Annotated in this window: 17 protein-coding genes and 1 tRNA gene; 14 read left to right on the top strand and 4 right to left on the bottom strand. The window is 72.7% G+C overall.

Going from position 1 to position 23840, the window contains the following annotated elements:
* Window positions 1-5 precede the first annotated feature (5 nt).
* The 3 genes from ACGFIM_RS33620 (at window position 6) to ACGFIM_RS33610 (ending at window position 5365) form a co-directional block, all read left to right on the top strand.
* Window positions 6-3149, top strand: coding sequence for a hypothetical protein (locus tag ACGFIM_RS33620; protein WP_393208835.1), 3144 nt, complete (start codon window positions 6-8; stop codon window positions 3147-3149).
* 106 nt (window positions 3150-3255) lie between these two features.
* Window positions 3256-4167 (top strand): alpha/beta hydrolase, encoded by a 912-nt coding sequence (locus ACGFIM_RS33615; RefSeq protein ID WP_393208833.1) that lies wholly within the window; start codon window positions 3256-3258, stop codon window positions 4165-4167.
* A 103-nt stretch (window positions 4168-4270) separates the two neighbouring features.
* Window positions 4271-5365: an acyltransferase gene (locus ACGFIM_RS33610; protein ID WP_393208831.1), complete on the top strand. Its 1095-nt coding sequence runs from the start codon at window positions 4271-4273 to the stop codon at window positions 5363-5365.
* 4 nt (window positions 5366-5369) lie between these two features.
* Here the strand turns inward: ACGFIM_RS33610 and ACGFIM_RS33605 are convergent, their stop codons facing one another.
* From ACGFIM_RS33605 to ACGFIM_RS33595, 3 genes are all read right to left on the bottom strand, one after another.
* The gene (locus ACGFIM_RS33605; RefSeq protein WP_393208828.1) at window positions 5370-6758 is read right to left on the bottom strand and encodes a xylan 1,4-beta-xylosidase; all 1389 of its coding nucleotides are present in this window, start codon (window positions 6756-6758) and stop codon (window positions 5370-5372) included.
* 132 nt (window positions 6759-6890) lie between these two features.
* Window positions 6891-7643 carry an SDR family oxidoreductase gene (locus tag ACGFIM_RS33600; RefSeq protein WP_393208825.1) on the bottom strand — a complete coding sequence of 251 codons (753 nt, stop codon included), beginning with the start codon at window positions 7641-7643 and terminating at the stop codon, window positions 6891-6893.
* A gap of 27 nt (window positions 7644-7670) precedes the next feature.
* The gene (locus tag ACGFIM_RS33595; RefSeq protein WP_393208822.1) at window positions 7671-8708 is read right to left on the bottom strand and encodes a phosphotransferase family protein; all 1038 of its coding nucleotides are present in this window, start codon (window positions 8706-8708) and stop codon (window positions 7671-7673) included.
* A 202-nt stretch (window positions 8709-8910) separates the two neighbouring features.
* Between ACGFIM_RS33595 and ACGFIM_RS33590 the strand changes: the two genes are divergently transcribed.
* A complete protein-coding gene (locus ACGFIM_RS33590; RefSeq protein WP_393208819.1) occupies window positions 8911-9948 on the top strand; it encodes a GNAT family N-acetyltransferase in 1038 nt (345 codons plus the stop codon).
* Window positions 9945-11069 carry a DegT/DnrJ/EryC1/StrS family aminotransferase gene (locus ACGFIM_RS33585; RefSeq protein WP_393208816.1) on the top strand — a complete coding sequence of 375 codons (1125 nt, stop codon included), beginning with the start codon at window positions 9945-9947 and terminating at the stop codon, window positions 11067-11069. Before ACGFIM_RS33590 ends, ACGFIM_RS33585 begins: the two co-directional genes overlap by 4 nt.
* A gap of 83 nt (window positions 11070-11152) precedes the next feature.
* On the opposite strand, the gene ACGFIM_RS33580 is transcribed toward ACGFIM_RS33585, so the two are convergent.
* Entirely contained in the window at window positions 11153-12550 is a 1398-nt protein-coding gene (locus tag ACGFIM_RS33580; protein ID WP_393208813.1) for a PLP-dependent aminotransferase family protein, read from the bottom strand.
* A 71-nt stretch (window positions 12551-12621) separates the two neighbouring features.
* On the opposite strand from ACGFIM_RS33580, the gene ACGFIM_RS33575 reads away from it, so the two are divergent.
* From ACGFIM_RS33575 to ACGFIM_RS33535, 9 genes are all read left to right on the top strand, one after another.
* The gene (locus tag ACGFIM_RS33575) at window positions 12622-13260 is read left to right on the top strand and encodes a pyridoxamine 5'-phosphate oxidase family protein (RefSeq protein ID WP_393208810.1); all 639 of its coding nucleotides are present in this window, start codon (window positions 12622-12624) and stop codon (window positions 13258-13260) included.
* An 87-nt stretch (window positions 13261-13347) separates the two neighbouring features.
* Window positions 13348-15831: a protein kinase gene (locus tag ACGFIM_RS33570; protein ID WP_393208808.1), complete on the top strand. Its 2484-nt coding sequence runs from the start codon at window positions 13348-13350 to the stop codon at window positions 15829-15831.
* A 196-nt stretch (window positions 15832-16027) separates the two neighbouring features.
* Window positions 16028-17614, top strand: coding sequence for a protein kinase (locus ACGFIM_RS33565; RefSeq protein ID WP_393208805.1), 1587 nt, complete (start codon window positions 16028-16030; stop codon window positions 17612-17614).
* 111 nt (window positions 17615-17725) lie between these two features.
* Window positions 17726-19276, top strand: coding sequence for a hypothetical protein (locus ACGFIM_RS33560; protein WP_393208802.1), 1551 nt, complete (start codon window positions 17726-17728; stop codon window positions 19274-19276).
* A 19-nt stretch (window positions 19277-19295) separates the two neighbouring features.
* Window positions 19296-20390 carry a DUF2510 domain-containing protein gene (locus ACGFIM_RS33555; protein ID WP_393208799.1) on the top strand — a complete coding sequence of 365 codons (1095 nt, stop codon included), beginning with the start codon at window positions 19296-19298 and terminating at the stop codon, window positions 20388-20390.
* Between the two features lie 69 nt (window positions 20391-20459).
* A complete protein-coding gene (gene orn, locus ACGFIM_RS33550; RefSeq protein ID WP_393208796.1) occupies window positions 20460-21053 on the top strand; it encodes an oligoribonuclease in 594 nt (197 codons plus the stop codon).
* A 67-nt stretch (window positions 21054-21120) separates the two neighbouring features.
* Window positions 21121-21196 (top strand) — tRNA-His (locus ACGFIM_RS33545).
* Between the two features lie 505 nt (window positions 21197-21701).
* The gene (locus ACGFIM_RS33540) at window positions 21702-21896 is read left to right on the top strand and encodes a LuxR C-terminal-related transcriptional regulator (protein ID WP_378784907.1); all 195 of its coding nucleotides are present in this window, start codon (window positions 21702-21704) and stop codon (window positions 21894-21896) included.
* A 1353-nt stretch (window positions 21897-23249) separates the two neighbouring features.
* Complete coding sequence (locus tag ACGFIM_RS33535; protein WP_393208793.1) at window positions 23250-23792, top strand: HdeD family acid-resistance protein; 543 nt, start codon at window positions 23250-23252, stop codon at window positions 23790-23792.
* The last annotated feature ends 48 nt before the right edge of the window (window positions 23793-23840 follow it).

Raw genomic sequence — 23840 nt, 5'->3', positions numbered from 1 at the left:
TCAACGTGAGGCAACGGGACGGCGATGGCAAGACCACGGGGACCAGCGACGCCCCCGACGTACGTGGTGACAAGGAGGACTCGGACGTGCCCTTCGATCCGGACGCCACCGGGGTCATCCCGAAGCTGACGTTCGAGCCTTCCGCCGAGGAGGGCTCGGACGCGGCCGGGGAACCCCCGAAGAGCGGCGACGAGGGTGCGGCCGACCCTGAAGAGACCACGGCCATCCGGCTCCCGTCGAACCTCACGTCCGGCGGAAAGCCCGGCGCGCCCGGCACGGGCACCTCCGGCGGAAAGCCCGGCGCGTCCGGCACGGGCACCTCCGGCGCGACGCCGAGCGCGTCCGGCGCCAAGCCTGGTGCCGAGGACGCGACATCCGACGCCTCCGGTGCCTCCGTTGCGGGCGAGGATGTCGCGGGCACGCAGCCCATGAAGATCGCCGCCGCATCGAAGCCCGCCGGCCCGCCCAAGACGACGAACGCCACGGCGCAGACGGCACCCACCGGCCAGGCGCCCGCTACCGGCGGGACCGCCACGAGCGCGGCCGCTCCGAGCACACCCGCCTCCGGCGCGACCCCCGGTCCTGCTGCTGCGGGGCAGGCGAGCGGGGAGCACCCGAGCGCTGCGCCCGCGGCGGGAGCCGCGGGTGGCGCGGGCCACTCCCCTGGCGCTGGTGGCGCGCATCCGGCCCAAGCCGGACCCACCGGAGCCGCGGGAGCGGCCGCCGTCGCCGCCGAGCAGGGGCTCGGCGGGCCCGGGGCCGGTGCGGCAGGAGCCGATGGCGCCGGAGCCGGTGCGGCAGGAGCCGATGGGGCCGGAGCCGGTGGGGCCGGGGCCGGTGGGGCGCGGAGTCTGGCGGAGCTGGTGCAGCCGATGGCCGCGCCCGGGCAGGCGCCGGGTGGGGTGGCGGTGCAGAGTCCGCCGATGGGCCCGCCCGGGGCCCAGCAGGGCGTGCCCGTCCAGCAGCAGGCCGCCCCCGCGCGGCAGAAGCAGCCGGGCGGGATCAAGGCCAAGCTGAGCGCGCTGCTCGCCAGCGCGCCCAAGTGGCTGCCCGTGGTGCTGGTCCTTGAGGGCCTGGTCATGTACATCCTGGCGATCAAGGCGCCACCGGGCCCGATGCGCGGCGTGGACCCGGCCGACATCGACGGCCTCGGCCTGATCTCGGCCATGCCGGCGACGGCGTTCTTCGCCATCCTGATCATGATCGTGTCGTTCTTCGTCACGGTCTCCCAGAGCACCGACCGCAAGTTCCTGCTGCTGTTCCAGATCGCCGCGATCACGTTCGCCCTGCACGGGGCGGGCGCGCTGGTGGCGGAGCAGCCGCGCTTCCCGACGGCGTACATCCACGCCGGTTTCGTGGAGTTCATCGGCAGGACCGGCGACACGGCGATCAACATCGACGCCCGCATGGGCTGGCCGGGCTTCTTCGCGCTGTTCGCGTTCGTCACGAAGGCGGCCGGCATCACCGACATGACGCCGATCCTGCAATGGACGCCGCTGCTGTCGAACCTGCTCTACCTGCTGCCGTTCGTGCTCATCCTGCGCCAGGTGGTGGCGACGACGCGGGCCCGGTGGTTCGCGGCGCTGCTGTTCATCCTGGTGCAGTGGATCGGCCAGGACTACTTCTCGCCGCAGGGCTTCACGTTCGCGCTGTATCTGGCGTTCGTGGCGATCCTGCTGCGCTGGTTCGGCCGGGTGGAGCCGCGCACGAAGCCGATCCCGCCGAAGGGCCTGCGCAAGTGGATCGCCAAGCTCGACGCGATGACGCCGGGCGAGCTGGCCAACACCGGCACGTTCCGCGCCGACAAGCTGCTGATGCTGCTGATGCTCATCGCGCTGTTCGCGGCGTCGGTGGCCTCGCACCAGATCACGCCGTTCATGATGCTGGGCGTGCTAACGGCGCTCCTGCTGTTCAAGCGGACGACGCTGACGTGGGCGCTGCCGTTCTTCCTCGGCCTGGCGGTGCTGGCCTGGATCAGCTACATGACGGTGGGCTTCTGGGCCAGCCAGATCGACACGATCTTCGGCGGTCTGGGCAACATCGTGGCGAACCTGCGCAGCAACACCGGCGACAGGATCGAGGGCACGGACCCGGCGCACGCGATCGTGCTGCAGGCCCGGCTGGGCATCCTGGTGGTCATCCTGGGCTGCGCGGCGGCGGGGTTGTTCCGCCGGCTGCGGCGCGGGGTCTTCGACCGCTCGGCGCTGATCATGCTGTGCGTGCCGGTGCTGGCGCTGGCGCTGCAGAGCTACGGCGGCGAGATCGGGCTGCGCATCTACATGTTCGCGCTGCCGGGCGCGTGCCTGCTGGCCGCGTACGCGTTCTTCCCGAACCTGCCGGCCGACAGCGCCGACGTACGCGACGAGACGGTGCCGCTGCGCAAGCGCAACGTGCGCTTCAACCCGCAGCTCACCAGGAAGATCTCGCTGGTGCTCGCGGCCTGCTTCGCGGTGATGTTCGCGATGGCGTTCCTGGTGGCGAGGTACGGCAACGAGAAGTTCGAGCGGGTCACCACCGGCGAGGTGGCGGCGCTGCACTACGTCTACGAGCACGACAAGCCGAGCGCCCGCGTCCTCTACCTGGTGCCGAAGGAGGGCCCCGAGGTCACGCCGTCGATGCCGTGGGGCGAGCGGGACATCGAGCGGGTGAGCTTCGCCGAGCAGGCGCTGGTGTTCAAGGACCCGACGCGCATCGACAAGGCGGTCGAAAAGCTGAAGAGCCAGCCGCGCAACTCGTACTTGATGGTGAGCCGCGCCCAGGTCAGCTACCTGCAGCTCAACGAGGGCTTCCCGGACGACTGGGGCGAGCGGTTCCGCGCCGCGCTGGACAAGTCGCCGGACATCAAGCGGGTGTTCGCCAACGAGGATGCGGCGCTGTACACGTGGAAGAAGTTCGTGCGCGGCACGGAGATCCCCGAACCGACGCCGTACCAGGGCCGGGGCGACCCGACCTCGCCGTGGACGCCGGTGGGCATCGCCGCGCTGGCCGTGACGTGGGTGGCGCTGTTCAGCTACGAGATCATCCGGCTGAACGGCCCGAACCGGGCACCGCGGGCCCGCAAGCGGCTGCTGATCCTCGCGGTGCCGTCGTTCCTGATCGCGTTCGGCGTGATCATCGAGCGGTTCATCTACATCGCGGCGAACAACTGACCCGCGCTGCCGGGGAGGGTGATCGGCGTAGTACCTGAGGGGTACGCGGCCGGTCCCCTCCCCGGCGTGACGACGATGACGGGGGCCGCTCCGTAGCGTCGCAGGCATGCGTCGTCCACCTTTACGCCTTCCCTCACGTCGCGGCCTGCTGAACGTGATCGTGGCCGCCTCCATGGCGGCTGTCGTGGCGGCTCCCCTGTCGGGCAGGGAGATCCCCGCCCCCGTGCCTCACAAGCCGCCTCCGGGGCTGTCAGAGGCCCGCTACGCCGCCGTCCGGCAGGACATCGCAGCGGCGGAGCGGATGGCGGCCGGGCACGGCCACCGGCGCCGTGCCGAGGCGCTGCGGGCGATGGCGGACCCGGCGCGCCGCTTCCTGTTCTTCGACGGCCGTGACGGCGGCAGGTCGGCGGAGGTCTTCGGCGACCTCGCCACGGCCGAGCGTGTCGCGGTGCTGGTGCCCGGCTCGGACACGAGCATCGAACGCTACGACAAGCTGCTGTCCGGCGCGCTGGCCCTGCAGGCGGAGCTGGGCGGGCGGGCGGCGGTGGTGGCCTGGCTCGGCTACCCGACGCCCACGACGTACGACGCCGCGCTGCTGACCCCCGGCCGGGCCGACGCCGCCGTCCCGGCGCTGCGGGCGCTGCTGGAGGAGCTGCAGCCGGCCGAGGTGACGCTGCTGTGCCACTCGTACGGCGCCGTCGTCTGCGGCCGGGCCGCGCCCCTTCTGCCGGGCGTGACGGACATCGTCCTGTACGGCGCACCCGGCACCGGAACCGCCGCCCCGCTGCGCACCCGGGCCAGGGTGTGGGCGGCGAGGACCTCGGGCGACTGGATCTCTCTGGTGCCGCACGTGCAGGTGGGCCTGCCGTTCGTCACGCTGGGCCTGGGCCTGGACCCGGTCGCTCCCGAGGCGGGCACGCGCGTCTTCCCCGCCGGGGACGGCGGCCACAGCGACTACCTGCGGCCCGGCGCCCCGGCGCTGCGCACCATCGCCCGGATCGTCTCCGGCGATGCGTGAGCACGTCCACGGGCCGGGAGCGACGCGTTCCGGCACGAGACCGGCGAAGGGCACTTCGGCCGTGCCTTCCGGGACGAGACCGGCGAGAGGCGGGGCTGCGGCGATGCGTGCGCTGATCGAGCGGGTCGAGCGGGCCACCCCCGCCGGCCGTGACCGCGCCATCGACGGGCTGCGGGCGCTTGCCATCGCCGGTGTGGTGCTCGGCCACTGGCTGGTGACGGCGCTGGTCGCCGACAGCGGCACCCTGCGCGTGGCCAGCCCGCTGCGCGAGCTGCCGGTGCTCACCCCGGCGTCCTGGCTGTTCCAGACGCTGGCGGTGTTCTTCCTGGTGGGCGGGCTGGTGGCGGCCCGTGCGCCGGCGCGCGCCGATCAGGGATTCGGGACGTGGCAGCGCAGGCGGCTGGCCCGGCTGTTCGCGCCGGTGGCGGCCGTGGTCGCCGTGTGGTCGGTGATCGCGGTGACCATGCTGGCGCGCGGGGTGGCCGTGGACACCGTGCGCGCGCTGGCCGCGCTGGTGTGGTCGCCGCTGTGGTTCCTGCTGGTCTTCGGGGCGCTGACGGCGCTGACCCCGGTGGCGGCGCGGATCGGCCCCGCGTGGCCGGTGGCCGCGGTGGCGCTGACCGATCTGGCGCGCTTCTGGCTCGGCGGTCCCGGCTGGCTCGGCTGGGTGAACGTGGTGGCGGGGTGGCTGGTGCCGTACTGCCTCGGAGCCTCGTGGGCGGGCGGCCTGCCGAGCCGGCGTACGGGGTGGGCGCTGCTGCTGGGCGGCGCCGCCGCCACGGCCGCGCTGGTGCTGTGGGCCGGTTACCCGGCCTCGATGGTGGGCGTGCCGGGCGCGGCGGTGTCGAACCTCGACCCGCCCACGCTGGCCGCCGTCACCTTCGGCCTGGCGCAGTGCGGGGCGGCGCGCCTGCTGGCCGATCCCCTGCGCCGGGCCCTGCGCCGCCCTCTGGCCTGGGCCGCGGTGGCGGTGGTGAACGTCCACGCGATCACGATCTTCCTCTGGCACCAGACCGCGATGATCGCCGTGACCGCCCTCGGCCTGCTGACCGGCGGCATCCTGCCGGGCCTGCACACCGCCCCTGACTCGGCGGCGTGGGTGGCGGCCCGGTCGGCCTGGCTGCCGGTGTTCGGGGCGGCGCTGGTGGCGTGCTGCGCGCTCGCCGGGGTCAGGGGATCCCGCAGGAGCGGAAGGTGAGCGATCAGGCGCCGCCGCGTCCCGACCACTTGATCTCGTACGGCCGGAGCGTGACCTGCCGCCCGTCCACGGTGGCCGTGACGTCCTGGTCGCTGGTGTTGACCATGACGAGCTGCTGCTGCTGGCCGATCGCCCGGACCTTCGGGTCGGAGGTGCTGATCTGCTCGGCCTGCACCCCCGCGGGGAACCACCGGGTGAAGCCGCTGAGCAGCCCCGCCATCGGCATCTCGCCGCCGGCCTTGGGCTGCCACAGGCAGCCGGGGCACTCGCCCTCGCCCTCCTGCTGCGGGTTCCAGTACAGGGCGCTGGTGACGCCGCTCTTGACGAACTCCATCAGGGCGGCCGCCTGCACGGCCGTGCGCTTGTCCTCGCTCCAGCCGGAGTTCTCCGGCTCGACGTACCACTCGGCCCACCACACGGGCAGGTCGCCGCTCTTCTTCCGCAGCCAGTCGGTGATCGCGCTGAACTTGCCGAGCGCGGTGAAGTCGTCGGGGACGTTGCCCTGGTCGGTGGTCATGCTGGCGCCGTCCACCACGATGAAGTCGGCGCCCTTCTTGTGCTCGATCCAGTATTCGACGGCGTCGAGCGCCCGCTGGTCGACGGTGCCCCAGGGACCGCTCAGCTCCGACGCGCCGCCCGCGGCCCTGGAGTCGATCGGCATGTAGGGGCCGCCGACCTTGATCTCCGGGTCCACCTTCTTCAGGGCGTCGTAGACCTTGTTGTACATCTCGGTGTAGCCCTCGGCGTCCCAGCGGTTGGTGTCGGCGTTCCAGAAGCCCTTGAACTCGTTCCACACCATGTAGTGCTTGACCGTCGGGTACTGCTCGGCCACCCGCGCGGCCAGCTTGGCGAAGTCGTCGAAGTGCTCCTTCTTGGGCGCGACCGTGTGGTTCTTGCTCCAGTCGGTACGCCCGGCCTGCCCGCCCTTCATCCAGTCGGGGGCGCAGCAGAGCGTGATGACCGGGATCGCTCGCGAGGACGCCATGAACGTCAGCCGCCGGTCGAGGTCGCGGAAGTTGAACTGCCCGGGGCTGGGCTCGGGGTTGCCCACGCCCCAGCCCATGATGTGCTGGTTCTGCAGCATCGGGACCCGGCCGAGCATGCCCCTGGCCTCGTCGGCGACGTGCTCGGGCTCGTTGTCCGCGCTGAACTGGGTGTGGGTGACGCCCCAGCGCGGCCAGTTGTCGAGCTCGGGCGGCGGCTCGAGCGTGGGAGCCGGCTGGGTGGGCATGGCGGTGGCGAGCTCGCCGCCGCTGAACTCGCCGCGGGCCTTGGTGCGGATGGAGGCGTAGATCATGATGCCTGCCACCAGCACCACCGCGAGCGCGCCCGCCCCGAGCGCGAGCGGCCACGGCGATCGTCTGCGCGCGTGCCGGCCGTCGGTCGGAATCACTGAACGCTCCTCATCCTCGCAAGGTCGTAAAGCGGGAGAATCCTGAACCTACAAGGTCTGAACACTGAGAAGGGCCGGGTAGGGATACCCGGCCCTCTCAAAGTAGTGCGCCGAACCGCCTGGATCAGGTCATCATCCGACATTCGGCGGCCGCTGGCCGCTCGCGGGGCCGGGCACGCCCGCGTACCGGTACGGCACGGGCTGCCGGCCCGGCTGCACGACGAGCAGTGTGCCCGGGGTGTCGGTGTAGAAGGCGCTCTCGACGGCGGCGGCCACGTCGTCGGCCGTGAGCAGCGGGAAGCCGGCGTCGGCGAAGACCTTGCGGGCCTCGGCCACGAGCGGTGTGTCGGTGAAGCCGGGGCAGACGGCGGCGATGCGGATGTTCTGTGCCGACAGCGGCTCGGCCAGCGCCCGCACCAGGCCCACCACGGCGTGCTTGGTCATCGTGTAGACGGGGTCGGCGGAGTAGCCGACGAGCCCGGCGAGCGAGGCGGTGGCCACGATGGCGCCGCCGCCGGAGCGCTGGAGCAGCGGCACGCTGGCCGCCACGCCGAAGGCCACGCCGTCCACGTTGACCCCGACCACCTTGCGGTAGCGCGCGGCGTCGAAGTCCGTGAAGTCCACCCGGCCGGTGATGCCGGCGTTGAGGTGCACGAGGTCGAGCCGGCCGTAGCGGCGCTCGGCCAGCGCGACGGCCTCGCGCGAGGCCTCCTCCTGGCTGACGTCGGCGGCCAGCCAGGCGCCGTCCACCTCCTTGGCCACGCGCTCCACGCCCTCGGCGTCGACGTCGACGAGGACGCATCGGACGCCGCCCGACGCCAGGCGCCGCGCGACCGCGGCGCCGATGCCGCTCGCCGCTCCGGTGATCAGTGCAACAGTGCTCATGACGCTCCTTGCCGGACTTCGAGGCGGTCAGTGCTGGTCGAGCATGCGGTGTGCCCGGGCGATCAGGGTGGGCACGGCCGCACCGATGCGGTCGAATCCCTCACCCACGGTCTTACCCTGGCGGAACCGGGCGTGGATACCCTCCACGATCACCGCGAGCTTGAAGTTGCCGAACGCCACGTAGAAGCCGAGGTCGGAGATCTCGCGCCCGGACACCTTGGCGTAGTGCGCGGCGAACTCCGCCGCGCTCAGGAAGCCGGGCGCGGCCGTCACGTCGCCGGCCACCGGGATGCTCGCCCGCTCCTCGTCGTCCCTGTCGTACCAGTACGTGAGCGTGAGCCCCAGGTCGGCCAGCGGGTCGCCGAGCGTGGACATCTCCCAGTCGACGACCGCCGCGATGCGCAGGTCGTCGAGCCGCAGCAGGGTGTTGTCCAGCCGGTAGTCGCCGTGCACGAGCGTGCCGGGGGCGCCGGCGGGCAGCCGTTCGCGCAGCCGCTCGACCAGGCGGTCGTAGGCGGGCAGGTCGGCGGTCTTCGAGCGCTCCCACTGCTGGCACCAGCGGTCGAGCTGCCTGGCGAGATAGCCATCGGGCCGGCCGAAGTCGCCGAGCCCCACCTCGCGGTAGTCCACGGCGTGGATGGCGGCGAGCACCTCGGCCAGCCGCTCCGACAGCCGCCGCGCGCGCTCGGGCGGCAGGTCGCCGAGCTCCTCGCGGGTGCGCACGGCGGCGCCCTCGACGTACCCCATGAGGTAGAACGGCGCGCCGATGACGTCCTCGTCGGCGCAGAACGCGACCGGCTCGGGCACCGGGACGGGCGTCGGCGCGAGCGCCGAGATGACCCGCCATTCGCGGCGCATGTCGTGGGCGGTCGGAAGCACGTGACCGAGCGGCGGCCTGCGCAGCACCAGCCGGCGGCCTTCGGTCTCGACCAGGTAGGTGAGGTTGGACCTCCCGCCCGAGATCAGCGAGACGGCGCCGGGCTCGCCGGCGTCGGGCACGTGTCGGCCCATCCAGGCGACCAGACGGGGGTGGTCGATGCCGGGCACGCTCCCAGATTCGGTCATGACCCCACATTAGAACGTCATTCGGTCCTGAGCGCTAGCTGGGAATCTTGTAACGTTCCGGACCTGCGATGATGCCCGGGGGGCGAGATCCTTTACTCTGGGTGTACACCCCTGGCCACAAGCTGGATAGCGAGTGCATGTCCGACAGTAGGAGCCCATGCGCGTCACCCTTGCTCTGCCTCGTGAACTGGGTCAGCCGGAAGTGAACCGCTGGCGTGCGCTGCAGGCAGCGGACGCCGCCTTCGACAACCCGTTCCTCTCCCCCGAATTCACGCTCACTGTGGGTGAGCTTCGGGATGTCGTCCGTGTCGCCGTCATCTACGACGGCCAGGAGATCGTGGGCTTCTTCCCGTTCGAGCGACATCCGCTCGGCATCGGCAAGCCGGTGGCGGCGGGCCTGACCGACGCCCAGGGTCTCGTGTACGCCAAGGGCGCCGAGATCGATCCGCTGCGCCTGATCAGGGAGTGCGGTCTTTCCGTCTACGAGTTCGACCACCTGGTCTCCAGCCAGCCGCTGGTCAACGCGCGGGCCGAGCGGCATCCCTCGCCGATCATCGATCTGCGTGACGGGTGGGAGCCGTACACCGAGACGCTGCGGAAGAACTCCGGCAAGACGTACAAGTCCACGCTGGCCAAGTCGCGCAAGCTGCAGCGCGAGGTCGGGCCGCTGCGCCACGAGTACGCCACCACCGACCTGGCGCCGCTGCGCACGCTGCTCGGCTGGAAGACCGACCAGTACCGGCGTACCGGGCGCACCGACAGGTTCGCGCACAAGTGGATCGTGGAGCTGGTCGAGCGGCTGCTGGCCACGCAGACCGAGAGCTTCGCCGGGGTGCTCGATATGGTCTACGTCGACGACCGGCCGATGGCCGGCCACTTCGGGGTGCGCACGCGCACGACGCTGGCCGGCTGGTTCCCCGCCTACGACCCGGCGTTCGCGAAGTTCTCCCCCGGCCTGATCCACCACCTGGCGATGGCCGAGCGCGCCGCCGCCGCCGGCATCCAGATCATCGACATGGGCCGGGGCCAGAAGGAGTACAAGGAGAAGCTCAAGAACGGCGAGCTCGAGGTGGCCGAGGGCCGGGTGGCCAGGGCCGGTGTGGCGGCGGGCGTCCACTGGCTGATGCGGGTGCCGGTGCGCAAGACCCGGGCGACCGTGCTGGCCAACCCGATCCTGCTCAAAACCGCCGACAAAGCGTTGAAAACCTACGGGAGACTACGTACTGTCCTACAAGGGTGAAACGCATCGCAGAGCGCACAGACCGTTACTGTCTGTCGCTTCCCTCCAACCGGCTGGGGCTCTACCTCGCGTTGCGCCACTGGTGCACGCCCGGGCAGCGGCTGCTGATGTCTCCCATATCGGCGGACGAGATCCTGTTTCTCGTGCTCGCGGCAGGCCTGCGCCCGGTGATCGCGCCGCTGTCGCCCCGTGACGGCAACATCGACGTCTCCCGCGCCGATCTCGCCTCGGTCGACGCCGTACTGACGACCAACCTGTACGGCCTGCCCGACGACGCGCCCGCCTTCGCCGGAAAGGTCCTCATCGAGGACGTCGCCCACGCCATGGAGACCGACGTCGGGGGCCGCCCGGTCGGCACGTTCGGGCAGGCCGCGGTCTTCAGCCTGTCCAAGCACCCGGGCGCGGGCTCGGGCGGCGTGCTGGCCGTCGAGCACGAGTCCGACCTCCAGGCGCTCACCCGCGCCCGCGACGCGCTGCTCACCCGCGGCTCCCTGCGCGCCGACCTGATGAGCGTGGCCACCTCCATGGCCCGCCAGGCGGCGCTCAGGCTCGATCTCGTCCGCCCCGCGCTCAGGCTCGCCCGCCGCCTCGGCATGGAGGAGCCGCGCGAGGGATACCGCATCCCGCTGGCCGCGGACGAGCTGAAGCAGGCGCTGGAGCAGGCGCCGCTGCTGCCGCCCTTCGACCCGTGGGTCCGCGCCGACCTGCACGCCTACCGGATGCGCCGCGGCCCCGTCGTGCGCTGGTACCAGGCCAGGCGGCTGGAGAAGGTGCGCCGCGAGCGCGCGCGCCGGGTGGCGGGCGTGCGGCGCCTGGCCGAGCTGCCGACGGTCGCGCCCGCCGTGCTCGACGACCTGTCCAGGCCGCTGTTCCGGGTGCCGCTGCTGGTGGAGGAGCGCGACGCGGCGATCGCCGAGCTGGAGCGGCACGGCGTCCCGACCGGCTACCTGTACGACCCGCCGTACGACGACTACGCGCCCGGCTTCGTCGATCCCTCGCCCGACCCGGGACCGGCGCGCTGGTGGGCCCGCCACGTGCTGCCCGTCGACCCGCTGTACGCCCACCGTTCCCTGCCCGTCCTGCGCCGGCTGCGGCCGCCCGCGCGCGGCCCGCACGGCTGACCCCCACGACCGATCCGCACGACCGATCCGCACGACCGGCCCGCCCAGCCGGCCCGCCCAGCCGGCCCGCCTAGCCGGCCCGCTCAGCCGCCGAGCCCTTCGCGGATCAGGCCGGCCAGGATGCGGCAACCGCGCCGCACGTCGGCCAGCGACGCCGAGCCGTACCCGATCACCAGGCCGTGCACGCGCGGCTCGCCGTGGTGGTGCCGGGCGGTGGAGTCGAGCAGCAGCCCTCGCCGCCCCGCCCGCGCGATCACCTCGGGCACCAGGCCGGGCGGCAGCTCGGCGACGACGTGCAGGCCGGCCGTGTCGCCGCGCAGCCGGCAGACCGGGCCGAGCAGCTCGACCACGGCGGCGCGGCGGCGCGCGTACTCCAGGCGCATCCTGCGCAGGTGGCGGTCGAGGTCGCCGCGCTCGATCAGGGTCGCCACGGCCTGCTGCACGGGGCCGCTGGTGCGGTCGGCCACCGCCTCGCGCAGCGCGGCGACCTCGGCGAGCAGCTCCGGCGTGCCGACCAGCCAGCCGACGCCGACGTCGGGCGCGAGCGTCTTCGACAGCGTGCCGAGCAGCACCACGCGGGCCGGGTCGAGGCCGTAGAGCGCGGGCAGCGGGGCCACGTCGTAGCGGAACTCGGCGTCGTAGTCGTCCTCCACGATCGTCGCGCCGGTGCCGCGCGCCCAGGCGAGCAGCCGCTCACGGCGCGGGATCGGCAGCCGGCCGCCGAGCGGGTACTGGTGCGCCGGTGTGGTGTAGAGCAGACGCAGGTCGCCGGGCAGGCCGTCGACGATCACGCCGTCCTCGTCCACCCGGCACGGCACCACCTCCGCGCCGCGGGAGGCGAAGATCGTGCGCGCCGCCGGGTAGCCGGGGTCCTCCACGCCCGCCTTGGCGCCGGGGCCGAGCAGGGCGCGGGCGACCAGGTCGAGCCCGTTGCCGGTGCCCCTGGTGACCAGGACGTTCTCGGGGCCGGCGACCACGCCCCTCGCCCGCCTGAGGTGCTCGGCGAGCAGCTCGCGCAGGCGCGGCAGGCCGTACGGGTCGGGTGACGCGCCGGGCGGCAGGTCGGCGGCCCTGCGCCAGGCGCGCTTCCACGCCGCGCGGTCGTAGTCGCGCACCCAGGGCTCGCCCGCTCTGAGGTCGATCGCGCCGGCCGGCGGCCGCGGCGGGGCGGGGGTCCGGGGGCGCTCCGGCTTCGGCTCCTGCCGCGCGCTCGCGCCGCCCAGGGTGAGGTCGGCCACGAAGGTGCCGGAGCCGTGCCTGCCCTCCAGCCAGCCTTCGGCGTAGAGCTGCTGGTACGCCTCCGTCACCACCGTCCTGCTCACCCCGAGCTGCACGGCCAGCGCCCGGGTGGACGGCAGCCGCTCCCCCGGGGCCAGCGCGCCGTCCAGCATGGCGCGGCGCAGCCGCCCGGCGAGCTGGGCGGCGAGCGGCTCGGCCGACTCGCGGCAGAGGGAGAGTGGCAGGTCAACAGGCGTGCGCATGAAAGTGGTCTTCGCAAAGGGGTCGGTAGTGGCCCTACAGCGTAGGTCCACTTCGTCGTTACGGTCGAATCATGCTCTCCACCACAGCGCGCACCACGCTCGGACGTTCGAAGGAGCGCGGCAGCACCGACAGGAACGACCTGTACGAGGTACTCGACACCGGCCTGATCTGCCACCTCGGCGTGATCGTGAACGGGCATCCGATGGTGATCCCCACCGGCTACGGGCGCGCCGGTGAGACCCTGTACCTGCACGGCTCGACCGGTGCGACCTCGCTGCGCGCGGCCGACGGCAACGAGGTGTGCGTCACCGTCACCCACCTCGACGGCATCGTGCTGGCGCGCTCGATCTTCCACCACTCCGTCAACTACCGCTCGGCGATCATCTACGGGCGGGCGCGGCTGGTGACCGACCATGACGAGCGCATGGAGGGCCTGCGCGTGCTGTCGGAGCGGCTGGCCCCCGGCCAGTGGGACTACGCCCGCCGCCCCTCGCGCAAGGAGCTGGCCGCGACGGCCGTGCTGGCGCTGCCGCTGGCCGAGGCGTCGGTGAAGATCCGCAGGGGCGGGCCGAAGGACGAGGAGGAGGACTACGCGCTGCCGGTGTGGGCCGGGGTGCTGCCGCTGGTCACCTCGTGGGGCGAGCCCGAGCCGGATCCGATGCTCCCAGAAGGTATCGCCACGCCTGTTCACATCCTCCATCGGGAGTAGTTCCATGAATTTCCGGAACCACCTGGAAAACCCGACTCCTTGATCACGCGTCTCATCAGGTGGGCCGGCTCCTGATGGGAGAGGCATATGGAGTGGAGCGCTCCGGGTTACACGGAGATCAGGCAGCTCGGGGCGGGTGCGAGCGGGCGCGTCGCGCTGGCGGTGCACGACGCCACCGGGGTCGAAGTCGCGATCAAATACCTGTCCGGCAAGCTGCTGCGCGATCCGGCCGCGCTGGCCAGGTTCCAGGCCGAGGCGCGGCTGCTCACCACGCTGCGCGACCCGCACATCGCCACGATGCTGGAGTACATCCAGGACGCCCGCGGCGCCGCCATCGTGATGGAGCTGGTCAACGGCGTCTCCCTGCGCGCCCTGCTGCGCGAGAACGGCGCCACGGGTCCCGAGGCCGCGCTCGTCGTGCTGAAGGGCTCGCTGCTCGGGCTGGCCAGGGCGCACGCGGTCGGGCTCGTGCACCGCGACTACAAGCCGGAGAACGTGATCGTCCGCGACGACGGGCTCAGCAAGCTCGTCGACTTCGGCATCGCGGTCCGGCAGGGCAGCGCGTCCCGGCCCGAGGGGACGCCGCCGTACATGGCGCCGGAGCTGTGGGCGGGCGAGCCTTCCTCGCCCGCCACCGACGTGTACGCCGCCACCGCCGTCTTCTTCGAGTGCCTGACCGGGCACCGGCCCTACCGCTCGACCGAGCCGGTCGTCCTCGGCTACCAGCACCTGCACGCCCCCGTGCCGGTCCAGGACGCCCCCGAGCCGGTGCGCGGGCTCATCAGCCGCGGCCTGGCCAAGGACCCGGCCCGGCGGCCCGCGAGCGCGCTGGCGTTCGTGGCCGAGCTGGAGGCCACGGCGCGGGCGGCGTACGGAGAGGACTGGGAGGAGCGCGGCCGGCGGCGGCTGGCCGCGCTCGTCGCCCTGCTCGCGCTGCTGCTGCCCAAGCCGAGGACGCCCGACGCCGAGGTGACGACATCGCTGGCCAGGACCGTCTTCCGCGGCATGCGGGCGAACGCGCGCAGGCTGGCGATGGGCGGGGCGGTCACCGCCGCGGCGGCCGTGGCGGTGGTCGCGCTGATCAACCGGCCGTCGCCGGTCGAGGAGGCGGCGGCGGTGGCCGCACCGCCGAGCGAGATCGCGGCGCCGCCCGCCGTACCCTCGGGGGTCGGGGAGACGCCTGAGGCCGCGTCGAGCTCTGAGCCCGCCGAGCCCGGGCCGTCCGGCTCCTTCATCACCGTGCCGGAGCCCGGCACGCGCTCCACGGCTCCGGAGACCGGGCCCGAGACAGCACCCGAGACAGCACCCGAGACTGGGCGGCCAGAGCCCGGCACCCGGTCCGCCGCGCCCGAGCCCGACCGCCCCGAGCCGTCCGGCGAGGAGCCGGAGAGGACGCCGGAAGCCGGGCCGCAGAGCCCCGCGCCGCAGCCGCCGCGCCCCGAGGAGAGCGCCACCGGCTCGGGCCCGGCCACCCTGCGCCCCGCCGAGCCCCCCACCGGCACCCCGGCGCCCGGCGGCGACAGGACCACGCCCGCCACCTCCGTGCTCGGCCTGACGCTCGGCCGCATCACGGTGGGCTCCGACGGGGTGGCCCGCAGCACGCTCACCCTCCGTACGAGCGGCGAAGGCCCGGTCACCGCCACCGCCGCCTGGTCGGCGCCGGGCGAGGACGGACGGACCGAGCGCGTGCGCCTCGGCGGCGCCAGGTTCTACGCCCGCACGCTGACCTGGCGGATGGGTGAGCGGCCGTGCGGCACGACCGTCTCGCTGGCCGTCACCACCTCGCCCGCCGCCTTCGGCGGCCCGAGGACGGCCAAGGTGTCCGTGCCGCCCTGCCCGGCCCGGGTGACCGCGCTGGACGTCTCGCTCGGCCTGCCCGCCGCGCCGGCCCGCACCGCCACGGCCCGGGTCAAGGTCACCGCGAGCGGCACGGGGGCCATCCCGGTGCAGGCCGCGTTCGCGGTGGACGGCGAGCCGGCCGGCACGCGTACCGCCCGGTTGTCAGGACGCACCTCCTACAGCCGGTCCTTCACCCTCGCGCTGCGCTCGCGCCCGTGCGGCTCCACGCTGTCGGTACGGGTGACCGCGGGCGGCAGGACGGCCACCGCGCGCACCTCGGTGCCCTGCCCCGCGCAGGTGCGCCGGGTGTCGATCGTGGAGGCGGGCGCGCACGGCGGCCTCTTCGCGCAGGTCAGGGTAACCACGGCGAACACGCAGCCGGTGCGGCTGACGGTCAGGTTCGCCGCCGGGGGCGGCCGCGACTCGCGGACGGTCACCCTGTCGGGCGGCACCTCCTACAGCCGGTCCTTCCGGTTCCCCGCCAAGATCCGCTGCGGCACCAGGTGGTCGATCACCGCTCTCACCGACCCGGCCGCGGCGGGCGGCGCCGCCACCCGAACGGGCACCACCCCGGCCTGCCCGCGGGACGGCGAGCCCGATCCGCAGGGCTCCCCTTCACCTGGGACTCCGACTGAAGATCCGCCGATCGCGCGGACCCCCTCCAAGGAGCCGTCTCAGGCGGTGCGGACCCCTGCGGCGCAGACCGCATCCGAGGCGCCTCGTCCCAGGTGAACGGGCATGCGGGCGGCGGCGCGCGGCGCCGTCGCCCGCTGCGTGCGCGGCGGCACGCACGGCGATAACCGCAGCACAATCCATATGAATTTTCGTCACATGTCGTGATTTCGGTAGCGGAACAGTGCTCGCATCTGGTTAAGCTACGGACCTGTTGATGCAGGTGGGGGCCCAGAGACGCCAGAGGAGACCGCGAATGTACGGCGATGGGCCTTGGGGGGTCCCTGGATACACCGAGGTGCGCGAGCTGGGCTCGGGCGCCGGCGGCCGGGTGGTCCTCGCCAAGCGCGATTACGACGGCGCCGACGTGGCGATCAAGTACCTCAGCGACGAGCTGAGGTCGGACGTCTCGTTCGTCGCCAGGTTCCGGCATGAGGCGCGACTGCTCTCGACGGTGCAGAGCGCGTACCACGCCAGGCTGTACGACTACGTCGAGACCGGCCAGGGCGCGGCGATCGTCATGGAGCTGATCGACGGCGTCTCGCTGCGCGAGCTGATCAGGACCGAGGGCCCGACCGGGCCCGAGGCGGCGCTGGCCGTGCTCAAGAGCTCGCTGCGCGGCCTGGCGGCGGCGCACTCGATCGGCGTCGTGCACCGCGACTTCAAGCCCGAGAACGTCATGGTGCTGCGCGACGGCACGAGCAAGCTCGTCGACTTCGGCATCGCGGTCAGGGTCGGCGAGGAGGCGAACGCCACGGGGACGCCGCCGTACATGGCGCCCGAGCTGTGGTCGGGCGCGCCGGCCGGGCCCGCGACCGACATGTACGCCGCGACCGTCGCCTTCTACGAGTGCCTGACCGGGCACCGGCCCTTCATGGCCCAGGACATCGCTCCCCTGGTCCGCCAGCACCAGAGCACCGCACCGCCGCTCGAGCAGGTGCCCCAGCCGCTGCGCGGGCTCGTCGAGCGCGGCCTGGCCAAGCACGCGGCCGACCGGCCGCCGTCGGCGCAGGCGTACCTCGCGGCGCTGGAGGAGATCGCGGCGGTCTCGTACGGGCCCGACTGGGAGGAGCGCGGGCGGCACCGCCTGGCCGCGCTGGCCGACGCCCATGCGCCGGTCCACGCCGCCGCGCCCCAGGAGGATCCGGACGTCGAGTCGACCGTCTCGTTCGCCCGCACGCACTACCCCGAGCAGCGGCCCCAGCAGCAGAAGCCGCAAAAACGCCTACTCGGCAAGCTGCCCGCCAAGCTCGCGATCGCCGGTGCCGCGCTGCTGGCCGTGCTGGTGAGCGCGGTGGTCTTCATGATCAGCAGCCAGCCCGAGGCCGTGCTGCAGGCGCAGACCAGCGAGGCCACGCCGACGTCGGCCGAGCCGGGCACGCCCGACCCGGTCGAGTCCGTGCCGGAGGAGTCCGTGCCGGAGGAGACGTACCCGCCGGAGGAGACGGACGAGCCGGTGGTGGAAGAGGAGTCCCCCACGGTCTCGCAGACGCCGACGCTCGTCCCGACGGTGACGAGGCGGCCGGTGCGGCCCACCGTTCGGCCGGTCAGGACGCCGACGGCGACACCGACCAGGACGCGGCACCGGCGGCCGATCAACACCAGACAGCCGGTCCACAGCCCCACCGTGACCCACACGGAGGACGAGGAGCCGGATCCGGAGATCACCGGCGACGTCGACCCGCCCAGGGAAGACCGGCCCGACCCCACGCCCACGCGGACCCAGCCGGTCCCGACGTTCAAGCCGCCCGCCCCGCCCACCGAGCGTCCGACGCCGACCGGCGGGACGTCCCCCGAGGCGCTGCCCGCCGAGACGTCGGCCGGGGACCACACCCCGCGTTGACGCCGATCGGGCCTTCCCCCGTGACGGCACGCGCGTCAACGGTCACACTTGCGGTGAAGGGCCGCAGGACGGGACGGATGCGCGGAACGGCACCGGGGGGCACGAACGGCGATGAACAACCCTGGGAACGGTATCGCCGGGTTCCGGTTCACCGAGCACACGTGGGTGACCGAGCTCGGCAACTGGATCGACGCCATTTCGCCGGACGGCCGCAGGGCGGGCGCGCTGCTGTTCGACCCGAAGGTCATCGGCCTGCCCGGGGTGCGCGACCGCGTGGTGCGGGCCGTCATGACCGACCAGCGGCTCGTGATGGCCGGGGTGCACGGGCTCATCCCGGTGGCCGACGTGGTGGCCGCGGGCGAGCAGGTGTGGCTGCTCACCGCGCAGGCGGTCAGTCCCACGCTGGCCGACCTGCTCGCCGCCGGGCCCATCGACCCGAACGGGGCCGCGTCCCTGCTGATCGAGACCGCCCAGACGCTGCAGGCGCTGCACGCGGCCGGGGTCACGCACGGATCCGTGCACCCCGGCACGGTGGTGATCACCTCCGAGGGCGTGTCCCTGTTATCGGAGCGCGGGCTGTCCGACGCGATCCACGCCCGCGTCTCCCCGCCCGAGCGGGACGCGGCCGGATGGGCGTCGCTCGCCCGCGGGCTCGCGGCCTCCCTCGGTCCCGGCGCGCCGGGACCCGCCGGGCTGTTCGAACGCGCCGCCGCCACCGCGACCACGCTGGGCATCGGACCCGCCAGGGACATGCTGGTCAACGAGCGGCGCACGCTGCCCGGCGGGCGGATCAGCAGGGACGGGCTGGCGCGGGCGGCGCGCGGGCGGTCGGCGTTCGCGCAGCCGGCGCCGTACGCGGGGCCGCCCCTGCCGGCACCTCGTGACGAGGGCGACATCGTCACGCTGCTGCACGTGCCCGGGCGGTCGCCACAGCCGCCCGTCCGCTTCGGCCCCGGGATCGGGGCCGCGCAGGTTCCCGGGAGCGGCGGCCAGGCCGCGGGGCCCGATGTGGGCGTGGGCGCCGGTCCCGGTGTGGGTGCGGGCGCGGACTCCGGTGCGGGCGCGAACTTCAGTGCCGGCGCGGCTTCCGGCCCCGGTGCCGGCGCCGTCTCCGATGGGGCCTCCGGTACAGGCTCCGGTGGGGCGTCCGGCGTCGGCACCCGGCCGCAGCAGCCTGAGACGCCGGTGGAGCGGATCTGGCGGTCGGGCCGCGAGGATGCCTCCACCATGCGCACCCGGCGCCAGGGGCGGGCCGCGCGGGCCAGGCGGTGGCGCACGATGGCGGCCGGCGTGACCTTCGCGATCATCATGTCGGGGGCGGTGCTGGCCTGGCTTCGGCTGGGTGACGTACCCGACCTGGCGGTCACGTCCGTGGAGGTGACGGCGCCGAAGAAGACGCAGGGCTGCGACAGCTCCGTGCTCATCACGGGCACGGTCATCACCAACGGGGCGCCGGGCGAGATCACGTACGAGTGGCGCAAGAACCTGGACGAGGAGGTCGTCACGGGAACGCTGCGCACCGAGTCCGACAGGACCTCGTACGAGCTGCCGCTGCGCTGGACGCTGCAGGGCAAGAGCAACGTCAAGGCCACGGCCACGCTGCGCATCCTCACCCCCGGCCCGGTACGCAGCGATAAGGCCAGCTTCACGTACAAGTGCTGATCTCACTAATCTGACGAGCATGACCACGCACACCCCCGCGGGCTGGTACCCGGACCCCTACGGAGAGCCGCAGCTTCGCTGGTGGGACGGCACCCAATGGACGGACGCCACGCACGCCCACGAGCCGGGTCCGGCCCAGCAGCCCTCCGGCCCCCAGTCGCCCGCGCAGCCTCCGGCACAGGGACAGCCCCCGGCGGGCCCCGGGTGGGCGGTGACGCCGGCCAACCCGACGATGCGCTTCGGCCAGCCCACGTACGGGCAGTCCGCCTACGGCGCGCCGGGACAGCAGCAGCCGCCCGGCACCCCGCCATGGGGCGACGCGCCGCTGCCCGGCCCCGGCTACGGGCCGCCGCCCAAGCAGCGCAACCCGGTGCCGTGGATCTTCGGCGGGCTGGCCGCCGTGGTGGTGCTCGCACTGATCGTGGTCGCCGCCGTCCTCCTCATCAATGTCGGCGACTCCAGGGACAGCGCCGCGCCGACACCGCGGCCGTCGACCGACTCGCGGCCGACCGAGGAGCCGCCGACCCAAGAGCCGCCCACGCAGGAGCCGCCGGAGCCGGCCGAGTTCCCGCAGCCGTCCGACGGGCGCATCACCGACGCCCGCGCCGGCGTCTCGTTCAAGGTGCCCGACGGCTGGACGGTGCCGCGGTGGAACCAGGTCAACAACGGCAGCCCGGCGGAGCAGCAGTTCTCCGCGGCGGTGCAGAAGACCTCCCAGGAGAACTTCCAGGGCGGTAACGACTGGGTGGGCAACGTCTACACGGGCGTGCTCAACCAGCTCTACCCCTACAGCGGCGTCTCCGGCATGAGCGACACCGCCAAGGCGGTCTTCGTCCACTTCACGACCCAGTACTACTCGCCCGCCCACGACAGCAAGGTCGTCGCCGACAAGGCCATGAAGGTCGGCGACAAGCAGGCGTGGGTGCTGAAGTTCCAGCTCGACTTCACCAAGGTCGCCGAGGACAACGGCTACAAGTGGAAGAAGGAGAACGGCGCGATCGTGCTGATCGACCGGGGTGCGGACGAGAGCCCGGCCCTCGTCTACATCTCCGTGCCCGACAACCTCGGCACCGACGTGGTGGACGAGGTTCTCGACTCGCTCAAGCCAGCGTGACGAGTGGCACTAGGCTGGTGCTTGTAACAAGCGGGCGGATTGCTCCGAGCCGCTGGGCGAGGAGATCGAATGAGTGACTTGCTGGTCTGGATCGACTGCGAGATGACCGGGCTCGACCTGAGCCGCGACGCGCTCGTCGAGGTGGCGTGCGTCATCACCGACAGCGAGCTGAACCAACTGGACGAGGGCGTCGACGTGGTCATCAAGCCGCCGCCGGAGTCACTGGAGCAGATGTCGGAGGTCGTGCGCGAGATGCACACCGCCTCGGGCCTGCTGCCCGAGCTGGCGGGCGGCGTCACGTTGTCCGAGGCGGAGTCGCTGGTGCTCGACTACATCCGGCGCCACGTCCCCGAGCCGAAGAAGGCTCCGCTGTGCGGCAACTCGATCGGCACCGACCGTACGTTCATCGCCCGCGACATGCCCGGGGTGGATGCGTATTTGCACTACCGGATGGTGGACGTCTCCTCCATCAAGGAACTGGTGCGCCGGTGGTACCCCCGGGTCTACTTCGCCGCACCCGAAAAGCAGGGCGGACACCGTGCTCTCGCGGACATCACGGAGAGCATCAGGGAGCTGCGCTACTACCGCGCGGCGGTCTTCGTCGGCCAGCCGGGACCCGACTCGGCGACCGCCAGAGCACTCGCCGAGCGTGTCACGGGCTAAAGGAGTGGCGTAAAGACTCCCGAACACCGCTACACTTTTCCTGTGCCGCTTCTCCGGAGCGGCCGCGGTGGGTGTAGCTCAGTTGGCAGAGCGCCAGGTTGTGGTCCTGGATGTCGAGGGTTCAAGTCCCTTCACTCACCCCAAGTGGGCGAGGTTCCGGCCACGCGACCTGAGGCAGCGCCTCGGGTCCGCGTCCCGGGCCTCGCCCTTTTTCTTTTCCGTGTACGGGCCTCGCCCTTCTCCTTTCGGCGACGAAGCCGGCACCCTCTTCGGGATCGGCGCGCTCGGCTCCAGCGCGCGCGTCCCGCCGCCGCCCGCCGCCGCGGGTTCCGCACCCCTCGTTCCGGCGGATTCGAGGCTCGGGACGGTTGTCGCTCTGGTGTCCCGGGGCCCGGGACGGATGTCGCTCCGGTGATTCGGGGCCCGGGACGGTGGTCCGGTCGCTGTGATCCGCGTCTCACCTTCGCTGTCTCGCCCCGGGACATGAAGAGCCTGGCCGATTTTTCCGGCAACACCCCCAAAACATGACAATGCGGGTTATGCTCGCTGTCTACTGCCAACGCCGTGAGCACGGGGGTTATCGGCGATCTACCGTCCGCGCGCGCCCTCGGAGGCCGGATGAGAGTCGACGACGCAGCGTTTGAAAGCGTGTTCACGTCCCTGAGCAAACGCGAGGCCGAGGTCATGGACCTGATCGCGACGGGGCAGTCCAACGGGGAGATCGCCCAGCGGCTGTTCCTCAGCGAGAAAACGGTCAAGAACCACGTCAACCGCATCTACGCCAAACTCGGTGTCGACTCGAGGGTGTCGGCCATCGGGCTGTGGCTGTCCCGCAAGAAGTAACGCCGGACCGCACCTCTTTCCCGCCCTGACCCGGGCAGGCGTGACCACGAGCGTCACGCCCCCGGGCCCCAGGACGGCCGTTGCCGCCTGCCCGAAAACCCTCCCCGGCATCCAGGCCCCCGCTATCGCGCCCCCTGACCGCACGGCACCGGAACGGCCCCCGCAACCACGCCCAACGACCCACCCGCCCACTTAGGCGCCCCACCGCCCAGAGCAACCGACCCACCGCCACAAGCGCCCCCAGGCCCTCAGAGTGACCGGCCCCGCCCGCTCAGACGACCCCACGCCCAGGACGGCCGCCCCGGCACGCCCTGAAGCAGGGGCCACCACCCCGAAAAGACGCATCCGGGGTGTGCGCCCCTTTACGCCCGGAACAGACGACCACGCCCCATGCGGGAGGGGCGCGCGCGGGCCCGATGGTTCGCCGCGGAAACGCGGCACGGCGCCCGGCTGCAGGACCGCCAGAGGCGCGGCGATCACACCCCCGCCCGCGGACGTAAGCGACCAGACGCCCCGCTCAGGCGCCGCGTGCCCGCACACGTCGCTTGCCGCACAGGAGACGTGGTCCCGCCCGGAGCGTGCCGAAGTCCCGCGGCGGGGAAAGACGCTGAGGCCGCCGGCGCCCGAGGACCGCCGGACACACGCGCCACCCCTAGCAGAACGGGCGAACCACGCGCCTTACGGCCCGCCAGGCACTCACCAGGGCCGGAACGGAACAAGCCATGGCGCCCCGCCTCCACACGCACGCGATGACCCGTGCGCCTGCCGCTCACCGGAGGCCGCCGAAGCAGGACGGACACACGCGCCCGCCGGATGGCAGTGACTCGCGTGCCTCGCCTCTGCCGAGACGGAACGAGCCGAGCGCCTCGCCCACCAGCGCTCGCCGGGGCAGGCAATGCGCCCTCTCTCCACCCGAACAGGGCAGCCACAGACTCCACCGCCCACCGAGCCGGAACAGGACGAGCCCCACACCCCACCAGCACCCACGCGCCCCGCCAGCACCCCCAGACCCCACCGCCCACCGAGCCGGATCAGGACGAGCCGCGCGCCCCGCCAGCACCCGCACACCACACCGTCAGCAACCGCGCACCCTGCGGGCCGCCGCGCAACCTGCGGGCCGCCGCGCAACCTGCGGGCCGCCGGACGCTCGGCGGGGCCCTGGCGGGCGGGCGCCCCTGGGGGCCTGGGGAAAGCCGAGGCAGCGGAGGCCACGCGGTTATGGTGATCTGCCGCGGCGGGCGCGTGACCCTGGGAGGCCGGGGGGGAAGGGCCCTCGGGGGCGATGTGGGTGGGTCAGTGAGTTTTGACCGGGGACTGGTCTGTTTGCGGGCATATCGCGGATAGCAGACCAGCATGGTGGATATCGCGCGGTCGTGGTGGCTGATTCTGGTGCGAGGGCTCGCGGCCGTCGTGTTCGGGATCCTGGCGCTCGCCTGGCCGGGCCTCACGCTGCTGGTCCTCGTCATCTTCTTCGGCGCGTACGCCCTCGTGAGCGGCGTCTCGGAGCTGTTCGCCGGGTTCCGCCACGGCGCGCAGTCACGGGCGTGGCTGATCATCTCCGGGATCCTCAGCATCCTGGCGGGCATCATCGCGCTGGTCTGGCCCGGTATCACCTCGCTGGCGCTGCTGTTCATCATCGGCGTCTGGGCGATCGTGTCCGGGGTCTCCGAGATCGTGGCGGGCATTCACCTGCGCAAGCAGATCGACAACGAGTGGCTGCTCATCGTCGGCGGCGCCCTGTCGGTGATCTTCGGCGTGCTGCTGCTCGCGCAGCCGGGCGCGGGCCTGCTGAGCCTGGCGTGGCTGATCGGCTTCTTCGCCATCCTGTACGGCATCGCCATGATCGCCCTCTCATTCCGCGTGAAGAACTTCACTTCTGGCGCCCGAGTGCCGTAAATTTTGTTTACGTGACGGCGTTCCCCAAGAGGAATGTCAGACCCGCTG

It is taken from the genome of Nonomuraea sp. NPDC049309 (genome assembly GCF_043196965.1).
Lineage (GTDB): Bacteria > Actinomycetota > Actinomycetes > Streptosporangiales > Streptosporangiaceae > Nonomuraea > Nonomuraea fastidiosa.
This window is presented reverse-complemented; position numbering and strand designations above follow the sequence as displayed.

Bases quoted from the DNA above. Each gene is read 5' to 3' on its own strand.
- ACGFIM_RS33615 (WP_393208833.1), top strand. From the start codon at position 3,256: ATGCGTCGTCCACCTTTACGCCTTCCCTCACGTCGCGGCCTGCTGAAC.
- ACGFIM_RS33610 (WP_393208831.1), top strand. From the start codon at position 4,271: ATGCGTGCGCTGATCGAGCGGGTCGAGCGGGCCACCCCCGCCGGCCGT.
- ACGFIM_RS33600 (WP_393208825.1), bottom strand. From the start codon at position 7,643: ATGAGCACTGTTGCACTGATCACCGGAGCGGCGAGCGGCATCGGCGCC.
- ACGFIM_RS33595 (WP_393208822.1), bottom strand. From the start codon at position 8,708: ATGACCGAATCTGGGAGCGTGCCCGGCATCGACCACCCCCGTCTGGTC.
- ACGFIM_RS33580 (WP_393208813.1), bottom strand. From the start codon at position 12,550: ATGCGCACGCCTGTTGACCTGCCACTCTCCCTCTGCCGCGAGTCGGCC.
- ACGFIM_RS33575 (WP_393208810.1), top strand. From the start codon at position 12,622: ATGCTCTCCACCACAGCGCGCACCACGCTCGGACGTTCGAAGGAGCGC.
- ACGFIM_RS33570 (WP_393208808.1), top strand. From the start codon at position 13,348: ATGGAGTGGAGCGCTCCGGGTTACACGGAGATCAGGCAGCTCGGGGCG.
- ACGFIM_RS33565 (WP_393208805.1), top strand. From the start codon at position 16,028: ATGTACGGCGATGGGCCTTGGGGGGTCCCTGGATACACCGAGGTGCGC.
- ACGFIM_RS33560 (WP_393208802.1), top strand. From the start codon at position 17,726: ATGAACAACCCTGGGAACGGTATCGCCGGGTTCCGGTTCACCGAGCAC.
- ACGFIM_RS33555 (WP_393208799.1), top strand. From the start codon at position 19,296: ATGACCACGCACACCCCCGCGGGCTGGTACCCGGACCCCTACGGAGAG.
- orn (WP_393208796.1), top strand. From the start codon at position 20,460: ATGAGTGACTTGCTGGTCTGGATCGACTGCGAGATGACCGGGCTCGAC.
- ACGFIM_RS33535 (WP_393208793.1), top strand. From the start codon at position 23,250: ATGGTGGATATCGCGCGGTCGTGGTGGCTGATTCTGGTGCGAGGGCTC.